The organism is Neptunicoccus cionae (assembly GCF_014643735.1).
Lineage (GTDB): Bacteria > Pseudomonadota > Alphaproteobacteria > Rhodobacterales > Rhodobacteraceae > Amylibacter > Amylibacter cionae.
Map to the genome: position 1 here is coordinate 181,718 of NZ_BMKA01000002.1, position 13,972 is coordinate 195,689.

General features: G+C 59.5%; 13 protein-coding genes. 3 read left to right on the top strand and 10 right to left on the bottom strand.

Annotation, left to right across the window (positions count from 1 at the left end):
- Positions 1-131: 131 nt before the first annotated feature.
- Positions 132-1,127: a methylmalonyl Co-A mutase-associated GTPase MeaB gene (gene meaB / locus IEX10_RS06055; RefSeq protein WP_188674551.1), complete on the bottom strand. Its 996-nt coding sequence runs from the start codon at positions 1,125-1,127 to the stop codon at positions 132-134.
- A gap of 141 nt (positions 1,128-1,268) precedes the next feature.
- Between meaB and IEX10_RS06060 the strand changes: the two genes are divergently transcribed.
- From IEX10_RS06060 to IEX10_RS06070, 3 genes are all read left to right on the top strand, one after another.
- On the top strand, positions 1,269-1,991 hold the full coding sequence (locus IEX10_RS06060) for a DUF3108 domain-containing protein (RefSeq protein WP_188672050.1): 723 nt from the start codon (positions 1,269-1,271) through the stop codon (positions 1,989-1,991).
- A gap of 6 nt (positions 1,992-1,997) precedes the next feature.
- On the top strand, positions 1,998-4,460 hold the full coding sequence (gene hrpB, locus IEX10_RS06065; RefSeq protein ID WP_188672051.1) for an ATP-dependent helicase HrpB: 2,463 nt from the start codon (positions 1,998-2,000) through the stop codon (positions 4,458-4,460).
- Positions 4,461-4,810: 350 nt separating this feature from the next.
- A complete protein-coding gene (locus IEX10_RS06070; RefSeq protein ID WP_188672054.1) occupies positions 4,811-5,947 on the top strand; it encodes a glycosyltransferase family 2 protein in 1,137 nt (378 codons plus the stop codon).
- A 7-nt stretch (positions 5,948-5,954) separates the two neighbouring features.
- Here IEX10_RS06070 and IEX10_RS06075 read toward each other — a convergent pair whose 3' ends face one another.
- The 9 genes from IEX10_RS06075 to IEX10_RS06115 all read right to left on the bottom strand — a co-directional run bounded on the left by IEX10_RS06075 (position 5,955) and on the right by IEX10_RS06115 (position 13,963).
- A complete protein-coding gene (locus IEX10_RS06075) occupies positions 5,955-6,845 on the bottom strand; it encodes an EamA family transporter (RefSeq protein ID WP_188672057.1) in 891 nt (296 codons plus the stop codon).
- Between the two features lie 91 nt (positions 6,846-6,936).
- Positions 6,937-7,560 (bottom strand): NAD(P)H:quinone oxidoreductase, encoded by a 624-nt coding sequence (wrbA, locus tag IEX10_RS06080; RefSeq protein WP_188672060.1) that lies wholly within the window; start codon positions 7,558-7,560, stop codon positions 6,937-6,939.
- Between the two features lie 105 nt (positions 7,561-7,665).
- Complete coding sequence (locus IEX10_RS06085) at positions 7,666-8,553, bottom strand: LysR family transcriptional regulator (protein ID WP_188672062.1); 888 nt, start codon at positions 8,551-8,553, stop codon at positions 7,666-7,668.
- A 64-nt stretch (positions 8,554-8,617) separates the two neighbouring features.
- Positions 8,618-9,487: a DMT family transporter gene (locus tag IEX10_RS06090; protein ID WP_188672066.1), complete on the bottom strand. Its 870-nt coding sequence runs from the start codon at positions 9,485-9,487 to the stop codon at positions 8,618-8,620.
- On the bottom strand, positions 9,484-10,896 hold the full coding sequence (locus IEX10_RS06095; RefSeq protein WP_188672069.1) for a M20/M25/M40 family metallo-hydrolase: 1,413 nt from the start codon (positions 10,894-10,896) through the stop codon (positions 9,484-9,486). Before IEX10_RS06095 ends, IEX10_RS06090 begins: the two co-directional genes overlap by 4 nt.
- 11 nt (positions 10,897-10,907) lie before the next feature.
- The gene (locus IEX10_RS06100) at positions 10,908-11,651 is read right to left on the bottom strand and encodes an SDR family NAD(P)-dependent oxidoreductase (RefSeq protein ID WP_188672072.1); all 744 of its coding nucleotides are present in this window, start codon (positions 11,649-11,651) and stop codon (positions 10,908-10,910) included.
- Complete coding sequence (locus IEX10_RS06105; RefSeq protein WP_188672075.1) at positions 11,648-12,667, bottom strand: ketopantoate reductase family protein; 1,020 nt, start codon at positions 12,665-12,667, stop codon at positions 11,648-11,650. The genes IEX10_RS06100 and IEX10_RS06105 overlap by 4 nt, the downstream gene beginning before the upstream one ends.
- Positions 12,660-13,376, bottom strand: coding sequence for a creatininase family protein (locus tag IEX10_RS06110; protein WP_188672078.1), 717 nt, complete (start codon positions 13,374-13,376; stop codon positions 12,660-12,662). The genes IEX10_RS06105 and IEX10_RS06110 overlap by 8 nt, the downstream gene beginning before the upstream one ends.
- Complete coding sequence (locus IEX10_RS06115) at positions 13,373-13,963, bottom strand: MarR family winged helix-turn-helix transcriptional regulator (RefSeq protein WP_188672081.1); 591 nt, start codon at positions 13,961-13,963, stop codon at positions 13,373-13,375. The genes IEX10_RS06110 and IEX10_RS06115 overlap by 4 nt, the downstream gene beginning before the upstream one ends.
- Positions 13,964-13,972: the final 9 nt, after the last annotated feature.

Sequence of the window (13,972 nt, forward strand, 5' to 3'; positions counted from 1 at the left end):
CCCGAGTGGCCTGCGCTGACATTTGAAATTCGAGCCGCTTCTTTAGGCGCGATTGTCCGCCCCGTCAAGGGCAGCACGCGATCTAACAGCAGTTGGGTTCGTTTGGGGCTTTTGCGCCCGAAATACAACCTTTATCCGACCTGATTTGAAGATTTTAATGCCAAAAGCACTTCTGCTGCCGCTGCATCAGGGCTAAGGCTGCCATTCGTAACCTTTTCGCGCAGTTCTGACTGTAGTTTTTGCAAGGCTTCGTCCTGATCGAGCTGCGCCAGAATACCCCTACGAATCTCATCCTGAAACCAGATCTCTGCCTGACGCGCGCGATTCGCGTCAAATGCGCCGTCTTCCTTGCGCCAGTCGGTCAGCGTCCGGATCTCGCTCCAGACCTGCTCCAGCCCCTCCTCTTCCAGCGCGGAAACCGTCATCGCCTTGGGAAAGCCTTTGGGGTCTTGCGGGCGTTTGCGCAGCAGACGCAGGGCACCGGCGTAATCGGCACAGGTGCGCACGGCGGTTGGTTTCAGATCACCGTCCGCCTTGTTCACCAGAATAAGGTCGGCAATCTCCATAATGCCCCGCTTCACGCCTTGTAGCTCATCCCCCCCCGCAGGGGCGAGCAGCAGCAAAAACAGATCAGTCATATCCGCGACCATCACTTCGGACTGGCCAACCCCCACGGTTTCCACCAGCACCACGTCAAAACCGGCGGCTTCGCACAGGGTGATCGCCTCGCGGGTGCGCCGCGCCACGCCGCCCAGCGCAGCGCTTGACGGAGAGGGGCGGATGAAAGCGTTCGGGTGGCGGGACAGGTTATCCATACGGGTTTTATCCCCCAAGATCGAACCGCCGGAGCGTTTGGAGGAGGGATCAACGGCCAGCACCGCAACCTTCAACCCCTGCTCTACCAGCATCATGCCGAAGCTTTCGGTGAAAGTGGATTTCCCCACGCCCGGTGTGCCAGACAGCCCGATGCGCAGCGCAGAGCGGCCCTTTTGTGTCAACCGGTCAATCAGTTCCACCGCCTGTGCGCGGTGATCCGCCCGTGTGCTCTCAACCAGAGTGATCGCACGGGCCAAAATCCGCCGATCCCCGTTAAGGATCGACTCTACCATTGCGGCATCGACTTGCATCACGTTGAAAACACTCCATCTTATCGGCGTCGCGCCTATTCTGGCAGAATTTTGCGCATTCCGCCGCCCCCAGTTTCCACAAGTCTTAGTCAATCTTAAACCTGTGGGAAAGCCAGCCACCGAAAAAAACGGGATCTCTTTATGCGTCTGCTCCTTACGACCCTCGCCCTGCTGAACAGCACAGGATTTACCTATGCGGGGGATATTGACCAGACGTTCGGGTTTTATGTGGCGGGATTAAAAGCTGGCACCATACGGCTTATTGGAACCGAACCGGCGCTGGGGGAGGACGGGCCTTACACACTGCACGGCACGCTGACACCGACCAGTATCATGCGGCGGTTCCATGATGTCGGGTATGACGGGCGCGTCGACGGTGCGGTTTCGGATGGCCAGTTTGTGCCGCAAAATTACGAAGGGCAGAGCCGTTCTGAAAGCAGGCAGACCGACGTTCAGCTTACCTACAAAGACAGCCGACCGCAGGTGGTGCGCTATGCGCCGGAACGCGGATCCCACCCCTACGATATTGATCCTGCTGCGCAAAACGACGCGGTTGATCCGCTGACCGCCGCCCATATGCTGCTGCGGGACCAGCGCGGGGCTGATCTGTGTGACCGGACTCTGGACCTGTTTGACGGGCGCAGACTGTCCCGTTTGGAGGTGGATGCCCCCATCCACAATGGCGCAAAGGCCATTTGTGAAGGCCGTTACACGCGGGTTGCGGGATTTTCGCCAGAAGATATGCAAGAACAGGTGAACTTTCCGATTACACTTGTATACATCAAGGGCGATGCAGACCTTTATACTCTCTCCTTCTTTAAAACCGACACCACTTTCGGCCCGGCCGAGGCTGCCCGAAGGTAGCACGCCATGACCCGTCTACCGATTGAAGACGCCCTGCCGGAACTGGCAGAGGCGCTGGAAGCACGCGGGCTGGCAGTGTTACAGGCCCCCCCCGGTGCGGGGAAAACCACGCGGGTGCCGTTGTTTCTGCTGGAACGAGGGCTGGTAGAGGGACGTGTCCTGATGCTGGAACCCCGCCGCCTTGCCGCCCGCGCTGCTGCTGAACGGATGGCGCAAACGCTGGGCGAGCCTGTCGGGCAGAGCGTTGGCTACCGGATGCGGGGCGACAGCAAGGTCGGGCCACAGACCCGAATCGAGGTGATCACCGAGGGCATTTTGATGCGGGTGATCCAGAATGACCCCGAACTGTCCGGCGTCGGTTGCATCATCTTTGACGAATTTCACGAACGCAGCTTGCAGGCAGACACCGGACTGGCCTTTGCTTTGGAAATCCGCGAGGCACTGCGCCCCGATCTGGTATTGATCGCCATGTCAGCAACGCTGGATGCGGCCCCCGTGGCGACCCTGATGGGGAATGCGCCGCTGGTCACATCTGAAGGGCGCGGCTATCCGGTGGAAACCCGCCATCTGGCGGAGCCGTGGAACCGACCAAACCGGCGCGGGCCACGGTTTGAAGAGGCCGCCGCAGATCTGATCCGTCAGGCCGCTGGCGAGACCGCCGGCGGTATACTGGCCTTCCTTCCGGGCGAAGGGGAAATCCGCCGTGTGCAAAGCCTGCTTCAGGGCAAACTGCCAGCGGGGAGCAACCTGCGCCCACTGTATGGTGCCCTGCCCTTTGCCGAACAACGCCGCGCCGTTCTGCCCGATCAAGAGGGCTGCAAAATTGTGCTGGCGACCTCAATCGCGGAAACCTCGCTGACCATTCAGGATGTCTCGGTCGTGGTAGATGGCGGACGGGCGCGGCGCGCGCGGTTTGATGCAGGGTCCGGCATGTCGCGGCTGGTGACAGAGCGTGTGACCAAGGCGGAAGCCACACAGCGGCAGGGCCGCGCCGGACGGGTTGCGGCTGGTATTTGCTACAAGCTTTGGACCAAAGGGGAAGAAGGCGGCTTTGCGCCCTTCCCGCTGCCTGAAATCCTGTCCGCCGATATTACCAATCTGGTGCTGGAACTGGCGGCATGGGGCACCAGCACCCCGACAGAGCTGCCGTTTCTGGATCAACCGCGCAGCAGTGACGTGGAGCGATCACAAGAGCTGTTACGCGGGCTCGGCGCGCTTGATCCTGCGAACAGGATCACGGATCACGGCCGCGCCCTGCTGCGCCATCCGCTGCATGTGCGTCTGGCCCATATGCTGGAGCAAGGCGGGCCGGATGCGGCGATACTGGCCGCGCTTCTGGAAAACCGCGACCCCCTGCCCCGCACCGCACCAAGCGACCTGTCGTTGCGCCTTGAAGCCATCCGCGATCCGCGCCGGTTTGCGGACAGCCACCCCTATCAGGCCAATACGGCGGCGGTGAAGACCATCAAAGCCGAGGCGAAACGCCTGCGCGGCGGAACCGCTCCGCTGTCGGCGACAGAAACGCTCGCACTCGCGTATCCCGACCGGATCGGACTGCGGCGCAAAGGCGATGCGCCGCGTTTTGTGCTGTCTGGCGGCAAGGGTGCTGTGTTCAGCGAGGATGATTCAACCGGCGCGACCCGTCTTGCGGTGATCCCGTCACTGGACGGCGACGGACGCGAGGCCCGCGTGCGCATGGCGCTGCCCCTGACACAGGGCGAGCTTGCCACTGTTTATGGCGAGCAGTTCGAGACACGCCACCTGTGTGAATGGTCCAAGCGGGAACGGCGCGTGCTTGCCCGCAAGCATCTGTGTTTCGGGGCGTTGGTTCTGGAAGATCAAAACTGGAAGGATTGTCCGGCGGATGCCTCAAGCGCGGCGATGTGTGAGGGGGTTGGAGATCTCGGGCTTGGCTGCCTGCCCTGGAGCCAGCCCGCGACCCTGTTCCGCGCCCGTGCCGAATGGCTGCGCGGTCAGGGCCACGAGATGCCGGACCTGTCGGATGCAGGGCTGCTGGCGGGGTTGAACGACTGGCTCGAACCGCACCTTGGCGGGATTCGCACCCCTGATGGTCTGCGCGGGCTGGACCTGCATATGATCCTGCGCAACCAACTGGATTGGGGGGCTTTGCAGATGCTCGACCAGCTTGCACCGGCGAGCATTACGGCACCGACCGGCACCAAACTGCCAATCGATTACGGCGCGCCCCAACCCAAGGTATCCGTGCGATTACAAGAACTGTTCGGGATGACGACTCACCCCACCGCAGGCCCCAAGCGCATCCCCCTGCTGATCGAACTGCTGTCACCGGCGCGGCGTGCTGTTCAGACCACAGCGGATCTGCCCGGCTTCTGGAAAAGTTCTTATGCCGATGTGCGCAAAGATATGCGCGGGCGGTATCCAAGACACCCGTGGCCAGAAGACCCGACACAAGCAGAGCCGACACGGCGAGTGAAACCACGGGGCTAAGGCGCGCTGCGGGCCGGCATCATCAGGCACTTATCGTGTTGTTATTTAAGCCGGAAATGAATTAACATACTGCATATATGAAGCTTCATTTAAGAAGCTTCATATATGACGCGTCTTGTATGACGCTTCATATTTGCAGGGTGATAACACCACAGACAGGCCGCCTCCGCCCGAGCCGCAATCCCGTCCTGCGGCGCTGTACGACTTGCCAGCCCCCTCTACGGCGCACCCTCCTTACTGGGGCGAAGTTGCAACAACCCTGTGCTTTCAGGGCACCTACCCTTCGCGAATCTCTTTCCCTCTCCGTGTCTGTGCTATCACTTGGTCAAAAAACGATACGGAGCAGTACCGTGACTCATATTGACCGCAAATTCTTGCGCCTGCGCAGAACGCCCTTGCCGCCTGCACGTTTTACTCTTGTGGCAACGGCCAAGAACGAAGGCCCCTATCTATTAGAATGGGTCGCCTACCACCGCTCGATCGGCTTTAACGACATTATCATCTTTCAGAACGACTCCGAAGATTATACCGGCAAGATTCTCACCTGCCTCGATGAAATCGGCGCCGTGCGCTATCGTTACAATCAGGCCAAGCGCGGTGGCCACCAGATTGCGGCTTACAATCGCAGCGTCCGGCACACCGAATACCAGTCTGCTGACTGGGCGATGGCGCTTGATCTGGACGAATTTCTTGTAATCAAAACCGGTGACGGCACCCTGCCCGCACTGCTGTCCGCCGCGCCGAATTTCCACCGGATGCTGATTAACTGGAAACTGTTCGGCAGTTCGGGCATCGACACCATCCAGAGTGGCCTCATTACCGACCGGTATTCGCTGGCCGAGAAGGACAGTTTTATCAACAAATACGTCCAGCCCTACAAGACCTTGTTCAAGCGGGATGCTTTCCTGCGGCCCGGCGTTCACAAGCCAAGCAAGTTTCTGCTGGATGAAGAGATGATCACCGTGAACGGCTCGGGCCTTGGCGATGACGCTTTTGAAATCCGCAACTTTCAGTCCAATGATCCTGGTCTGCGCAGCCTTGCGCAGGTGAACCATTATATCGTGAAGGACCCGCAAAGTTTTGTCCTGAAATCGGCGAAGGGCAGCGCCCATCAGGCCAACCGTGATGTTGGTGAAGCCTATTGGGCAAAGCGTAACAAGAACCACGAACCCGACCACAGCATTCGCGCCAACCGCCCTCGTTTGATCCGTGAGATGAAGCGCCTTAACAACCTCTCCGGCGGTCGTCTGCGCGCCCTGACCGATCAGGCGGTGGCCTATCACCGCGAAAAATTCGACACGGTGCGCAGCGATCCGGATTTCGCCAAGCTCTACGATTTTTGCACCACCCGTAGCGGAGTAAAGCCCCCTGAACCTCGCCGAATTACCAACTTCCCAATCAAAGGCGTGCAACTGACCACCGGTTTGAAGAAAACCGATTACGGCGGGTTTCGGATACTCAACATCAAAGGCCGTCGCGCCTGCTGATCCGGCCTTAGGCAGCTTTCGCCCTGCTCGTCCCATCGGGAAGGCTGGCTAGCGGGCGGTTTGCCCGCTGGCCGGCCCAAACCGCCCCTAGCACAATCGCGGCACCTGCGAACTGCACCGGCGAGAGCGACTGGCCGAGCCACACCCAACCGAGCACAACAGCGGTCAAAGGGCTCATCATCCCGAGCATGGAGACAGCCGCCGGTTCCAGCCGCGCAACCCCGCGGAACCACAGCGCATAGGTCGCCGCAGCCCCCACCAGTCCAAGCCACGCCAGTCCTGCGAGGTTCGTTGCGCTCAACGGTGGCAGCGGCGGTTCAACCAGCACAGCAATCGGCAGCAAGATCAGCCCGCCCGCCGTCAGTTGCCATGCTGTAAAGCTTAGCGCGGTCACCGGTGGCTGCCATCTCCGGCTGAGTACCGTACCCGCCGCCATCGACGCAGCGCCACCCAGCCCGGCGGCAACGCCGATCGGGTCCAGACGCGCTTCTGGGCCGATCAACAACAGTGCAACGCCCACAGCCCCCACCGCCGCAGCAGCAACCGCGCCGCTTTGAATTGGCGTCCCAAGCCACCCCCGCGCCATCAGGATGACCATCATCGCTTGAAGCGCCCCGAGCGTGGCCGCGACGCCGCCTGGCAACCGGTAGGCCGCAACGAACAAAAGCACCCAGAAAACCGAGAAGTTCAAACTTCCCAACAGAAAGCTCCGCGCGAGCCAGTCACGCGGCGGCAGGCACCGGGTTAATGCCAGCAGAAGAACCCCCGCAGGCAGGGCGCGCAGCACCGCGAGCGTAACGGGATACCCCGCAGGCAGAGCCTCGGTCGTGATAAGATAGGTGCTGCCCCAGATCGCAGGGGCAAGTGCTGTGAGCACAATATCGCTAGGGCGTGACATGGTGTGTTTCCTTTTTTGGTCAGGGAGCCGGCCCGTAAAAATCACTTGATCTGGCGGGCCGGCATGAGTGCGACCAAGTCGCGGCGCTTCTTTAGGCGGCCTGTTCCTGTATCCTTGACGCCGTTAATCGCGCAGCGATTTCAGCCACATGAGCCCCTTGAAAGCGGGCTCCGGCAAGGTCGGTTTCGTTCGGGCGACGTGAACCGTCGGCCCCTGCAATTGTGCCTGCACCATAGGGCGCGCCACCGACAATTTCCGTCGCCGAGGTCTGTCCAGCAAAGCTGTAAGGCATCCCTGCAATCAGCATACCAAAATGCTGTAATGGAATTTGAGTAGACAGCAGTGTCGCTTCATGCCCGCCGTGCTGCGACCCGGTCGAGGTGAACACGCCAGCCACCTTTCCCACCAGCGCGTTGCGAGCCCAAAGCCCCCCCGCTTGATCGAGAAAGGTTTTCATCTGCCCTGCCATCATGCCAAACAATGTGGGCGTGCCAAACAGGATGGCATCATAGCTTTCCAAATCGGCAGGACTGGCCAGCGGTGTATCATCCGCCAAAAATCCTGCTTTTTCGCGCACGGCTTCCGGTACGGTTTCGGGCACACGGCGCAAATCGACATGGGTTCCGGCGATGCTGCGGGCGCCTTCAGCTTCGGCTTCGGCCAAGGCGCGTACGTGGCCGTAACTGGAATAATACAGAACAAGAACTCGGGTCATGGTATCCTCATGGGGCTTAGGTTTCATTGCCCTAAAGATGCCGTTTGACGCGCGCAGGATTAACCGCCTCCCGTTCACTTCATTCTTTACGCCCGTTGAAGAATGTCACACAGACAGCGCTTTGCGCAGATATTCCAGAAACGCTGTGACCCGCGCATCCATGCCCAAACGGGATGTAGTGATGGCGAAAATCTCGGGGGCTGGCAGCTCCCATTCAGGGAGAACCCGAACGAGATCTCCGCGTTGCTCTGCTTCACGGGATACAAAATCCGGTAGGGTCCCGATCCCATAGCCCGCCACCAACAAATCCCGCAATACAAGGCTGTTGCCCACCCGCACAGCCGGTTGCACTTCTATTTTCTGGCTCCCGTCAGCTCCGCTGAGGTTCCAGTCCGTCAGATGATCTGCCAGCAGAAAACCAACCACCCTATGGGCTGTTATATCCTCGGGGGCGTGAATGGGCGCAGCTTGTTCCAGATAGGCTGGGGCCGCAAACACCCTTTGCCGCGTGGTGCCGATCTTGCGGGCCACCAATGCGGAATCGGGCATGGCAGACCGGATGCGAATTGATACGTCAAAGCCACCCTCCACCATGTCTACGACCCTGTCATCCAAAGACAAGGTCAGCCCTAAATCGGGATAGGCAGCCAGAAAATCGGGCAGGAAGGGTGCGATCACCGTTTGCCCGAATGAGCTGGAGGCATTCACCCGCAAATGCCCCTGCACTGCCCCTGCCCCTTCGCGAATCCGATTTTCCACGCCGGTGACAGCGTTCAGAATGCCAGAAGCTTCGTCATAGTAAAGCCGCCCCGCATCGGTCAGCGACATGGACCGGGTGGTGCGGGTCAACAGGGTGCAGCCAAGGCTTTGTTCCAGCAGCTTCACCTCGCGGGATAAAAGCGCAGGCGATACACCCAGATCATCCGCTGCGCGCGCAAAGCTGCCCCGCTCTACGATGCGTCGGAAAGCCTGCATCACCGATAGTTTGTCCATCGTCTACCATCCTGACCTGTTTGACGGCACAGTATACCGGAACCTTGCCGCAGGTCACGATAGATCAGGGGGTCACGGGGCGGCGATGTTCGCGCGCAGCCAGTCCGCAGATCACGATGATCACCGTGCCGATGACTTCCCGCAAGGTCGGGACTTCGGAAAAGATGAAATACCCCGCTGCCAGCGCAAAGAATATCCGCGTGTAGGGAAATGTGGCCAGTGCCGAGACTTCGCCAAACCTGTAGGCTTCAACCGTGAACAGCATCCCCACAGTGGCAAGAATTCCTGCGGCTGACAGGATCACAATATCCCCAAGCGCGAGCGCGGTCCACCCAGCCACTGCTCCGGGCAGGGTGCCTATGGTTGCCACCAGACCGATCCAGAACATGATCGTCGCTGTGTGCTCTGTGCGTGCCAGCACCCTGTTCTGAAAGATCAGGATTGCCGCCGCCAAGGCAGAGCCAAGCCCCAACAGCACACCGGTTTCAAGGGTGAAACCAGTGACGCCGCTGGCAAGGATCACCCCAAAGAACCCCAATGCGGTTGTCAGTTTGCGCGTCCGGTTGATCTTTTCGCCCAGCAACAACGGTGCCAGCCCTACAACGAACAATGAGGTGGTGAAGGTCAGCGTAGAGGCAAGCGCAAGGTCCAGCTTTTGAAAGCTTGCATAATAAAGCCACCAGCAGACCAGACTGGTCAGCCCCCGCACCAGTAGCCTACCCCAGCGTTCCGACAGATAAAGTGCGGGACTTTTCCAGCCGATCCAAAGCGCCACAATGACAAGCTGGCAAAAGGAACGGAAGAAGATGATCTGCGCGAACGGCACCTCTGGCGACAAGAAGCGCAGCACCACGACATCCGCAGAAAACAGGGCAGCTGCGGCCACCAAAAGCGCCGCGCCGTATCTGTTATTTGCGCCCCCCGCACCCGTCACGCGCGGCGGTACGCAGAATACTGCGCAGGGGAGGTTTTTGCGATTTCACGCAGGATTTGCACCCAAGACGCCAGACCGTCCGGTATTGACGACAGGCGAAAGAACTCGTTCGGGGCGTGAAAGTTTTCGTCCGACAGGGCAAAGGAAAACATCACTGTATCCAGCCCCAGCAGACGCGAAACGATTTCGGTCAACGGCAAGGATGCACCGATACGTACCTTCAACGGGGTCTCGCCCGATGTATGTTCAAGCGCGGCAACCGCAGCTGCGAGCAGCGGATGACCGGCTGGCACCGCATAAGCACCGCCCTGCCCCCGCTCGCCGCTAATTTCCAATGTGGCCGTAGCAGGCAGGTTGGCGCGAAGGTGGTTGATCACCGCCTCTTTCGCTGACTGCGGGTCTTGTCCGGGCACCAGTCGCATGGTCAGTTTGGCAAAAGCCTCGTTCGGGATCACAGTTTTGGAACCAGCCCCGATATACCCGCCCCACATACCATTCACATCTACGGTCGGGCGCATCCAGAGGCGTTCCAGACTGCTGTAGCCTGCCTCTCCGCTGGGCTTTGCACCAATTGCTGAAAAGGTTGCACCCTCGTCAAATGGAATCGCGTCGATCTCTGCGCGCTCTGCCTCTGTCGGAGCGACCACACCGTCGTAGAACCCTTCGGCTGCGATATGTCCGTCCGCGTCATGCAAACTTGCGATCAGGGACGACAGCACATGCAGCGGATTCGCAACAATGCCACCATAACGACCAGAATGCAGGTCCTGCGCCGCAGTTTGCACCCGCACCTCAAAACCGGTGTTCCCGCGCGATCCCACATTCAGCGCCACCAGATCGGGCCGCCACCGCGCGCCGTCCGCTGACAGCACCGCATCGGCCTGTAACAGATCCCGATGCGTTTCTAAAATAGCAGGCAACGAAGGCGAACCGGTTTCCTCTTCTCCTTCGATCAGCAGCTTCACGTTCACCGGCAGTTTGCCATCCACCGCAATAAACGCAGCGAGGGACTCAAGCGCGATCAGCATTGGTGCTTTGTCATCCGAAATGCCCCGCCCATAAAGCCGACCGTCCCGCTCCACAGCTTCGAAGGGGGGCGTTTCCCATTTTTCCAAAGGGTCAGCAGGCTGCACATCGTAATGGGCATAAATTAGAATCGTTGGTTTTCCGGGCGCTTCCAAACGCTCTCCATAAAGCGCGGGCTGGCCGCTGCCGTCCGGGGGCGTCAGCCGTTGGCGGTTCTGAAACCCCATCTCTGCCAGCCGCGTTTCCAGCAGGTTGCGGGCGTCTTCCATACCCTCTGCCATCGCAGGATCAGCCCCGACCGATGGGCAGGCCACAAGGGTTTTCAGCGTTTCGATCAAGCGGGGTTGCTGATCCAGCGCATGGTTCAGAACGGAATCTTTCATGGGGTCTCTCTTTAGGTTACGCCGCCATCGACGCTTAGGATCTGACCGCTAAGCCAGCCTGCGCCTGATCCGGTCAGGAAGGCGGCGGCGGCAGCGATGTCTTCGGGGGTGCCAAGCTTGCGGGTGTGTATCCGGTTCACCAGTTGCGCCTGTCCTTCCGGCCCGAAAGCCTCCCATTGGCGCTGGGTGGCGGGGTTGGACAGGATGAAACCGGGGGCGATGGAATTTACCGTGATCCCGTGTTGGCCGAGTTCGAGGCTAAGCTGTTTCGTGAGCCCCACCAGCGCATGTTTTGCGGCTGTATAGGCATGGATACCTGTCAGGCTTGGGCGCAGCCCTGCACCCGAACTGATGGTCACGATCCGCCCCCAGCCCGTGGTTTTCATCGCTGGAACAAGGGCCTGAGACAGGTAAAGCGTCGCATCCACATTCACCGCGAAAATCCGGTGCCAGTCCGCAGGTTGCACGTCTTCCAGTGAAGACCCCACCTGATTGCACACGCCGCCAGCGGCGTTCACCAGAATATCAGGCGCCCCGTGATCCGTCGTGATTTTCTCCACCATTTCGTGCACTGAAGCGGGGTCTGTCAGGTCTGAGGCGACAGCTGGCAGGCCCAGCTGCTCAGCCGAAAGGTCCAGCCCGTCGCCTGCCAGATCAGTGACAATAACCGATACGCCATCACTGGCAAGACGGGCTGCAATCGCGGCACCGATGCCCCCGACAACACCAGTGATCAAGGCTACACGGGCGGTCATGCCAGCACCTTTGTCAGTTCGTGGAAGGTGCCGCGGGACATCTCCCGACGACCGTCTTCTATGTCGTGGATCAGCTCTACCAGACGGCGCAGCAACGGGGTATCGATCCCGTGTTTCGCAGCAATTTGTGCCACGGCACCCACCTGCGGGTCCACTTCGGTCTTACGCTTTCGCACAGCAAGATCGCGATAGATTCCCGTGTGGGTCTTGGCGGTTTTGGAGTTGAACTCCGCCAGATCAGCAAGGCTTTGGAGCGCCGCTGCATCGCCCGCGTCCGGCATGAATGCGGCCGGCTCAAAACCGTTGAACGGCTTGGGATCAACCCCTTCTGCCACAGCTGTCAACATGACCTCCCGTGCCAGCCCCATCAACGCAGGGCCGCGTGCAGGGTCTGCGAAGTTCTCGGTCATACTGTCGGGCGTCAGCGCTGTGGCAAACAGCATGGCCCCATAGCCAAGCTTGCCCCAGAGATAGGCCCAGATATCATCTGTCAGCACCGCATCGGGTTCGAATATCTGTAACAGCTCATACATGTCCTGCGTGCGGGGGCGTAGGCTGTTATCGATCTCGCCCACCACCACAGCGCCGCGGTTGCCAAACAGAATGCGGCCCGCGCCGATCCAGTCCGCACCGTAATTGACAAAGGCACCCATGGTGCGGTCAGCACCAACATGCCGTGCGATTGTGTGCTCGTTCAACCCGTTCTGAGCTGACAGAACATACCCGTCAGCCGCCAAATGGGGCTTGAGTTGTTCCAGCGCGGCCTCGCTCGCTTGGGCTTTCACTGCCAGAACGATGCGGCTGTAGCTGCCTTCCAACTGGTCCGGCGTCACGCAAGGCACCACTTGTGTAAAGGTCTCTACCGGCCCTTCAATGGACAAACCCTTGGTGGAACAAGCCGTCACATGTTCGGGCACAATATCCACCATCAACACGGGCACACCGGCCCGCGCCCAATAGGCGCCTAGTATGCCTCCAATTGCGCCGGCACCCCAGATCAGAACCGGTTCAGTCATTCTTCAGCTCCGCCCAAGGCCCTTCCAGTGCTGCACGGGTTTCCGCAACGCCGATGTCCCAGATCGCCTGCATTTCATCATCCGGTCGTTGCCAGCGTCCGCCAAACGAGCCGTCACCCAGCATGTTTCGAACCTCTGCGGGCGGAGAAACCTTCATCTGCACCATATCCACGCCCGGCTTTTCGCCCTCCGGTGCTGCTGCATGGGCAAGACGGGTCCACGGAAAATTCTCCATCCAGTTTGCATGAGAGCCCGTCGGATCGGTTTCCTGAATTTTCGCCCATGTTTGGGGCGCGTTCCACCAGTTGTGGAATTTGATCGAAATATCGCCGTATTCCGACAGCAACTCTTGCGCCAGCGCTCCCACCGGATTGTTGCCCCCGTGACCGTTCACGATCAGGATCTGGCGAAAACCGGATCGGCGCAACGAGGCTACAATATCGCGCACAACCGACATCAAGGTTTCCACCCGCAGGCAAATCGTTCCCGGATACGCATTGAAATAGGGCGCCAGACCATAGGGCATGACCGGAAACACCGGAATCCCCAAGGGCGCGGCTGCGTCCGTCGCAACTTTCTCCGCCAGAATCATATCCACGCAGAGGGACAACTGAGCGTGTTGCTCGGTCGATCCGATGGGCAGGATACAGCGCGGATCTTTAGCCGCCGCCGCCTCAACATCGCGCCAGTTCATATCGGCCACATTCATCGCATTTCTCCTTTAGCATTTTTAGTGGAGTCTGTTGCTCCGGTTTGGGGCAGATCATCCGCCCAGTCTTCGGCCCCGACGACGACTTTGGACATTAATTCGAACAGGATTTGCCGCTCTCCCTTGGACAGGGGGGTCAGCATCTTTTCTTCATAGGATTCGAAAACGGACACGGTTTCATTGAACAGTTTGCGGCCTTTATCGGACAGGCGCAGTGCTTGGCGGCGACCACCGCCGGGCGCTTTACTGCGTTCTTCCAGTAGCCCCATCATCTCCAGCCGTTTGACGGCTCTGCTGAGGGTGTTTTTGGGAAAACCTGAAGTGCGCGAAATATCCCGTGCGCTACCGCCATCGGCCAAAGCCAGCGAATAGATCACGACGTACTCGTGGCGTTTTAACCCGTAAGTGTCCTGAATCCAGGCATAAAGGGGCGTATTATAGAGCAGCGAAAGGTAGTTAATCCTAAAACTGAACGGGCACGGATTTTGCCATAACTTCGCGTCCAGCATATCCGGCAGGTCATCTGAATCCTGTGTGATTTCAGAAGTGCCGTTCTTTTGTTCAGAAGCGCCGCTTGGAGCTGACATAATTTAAAT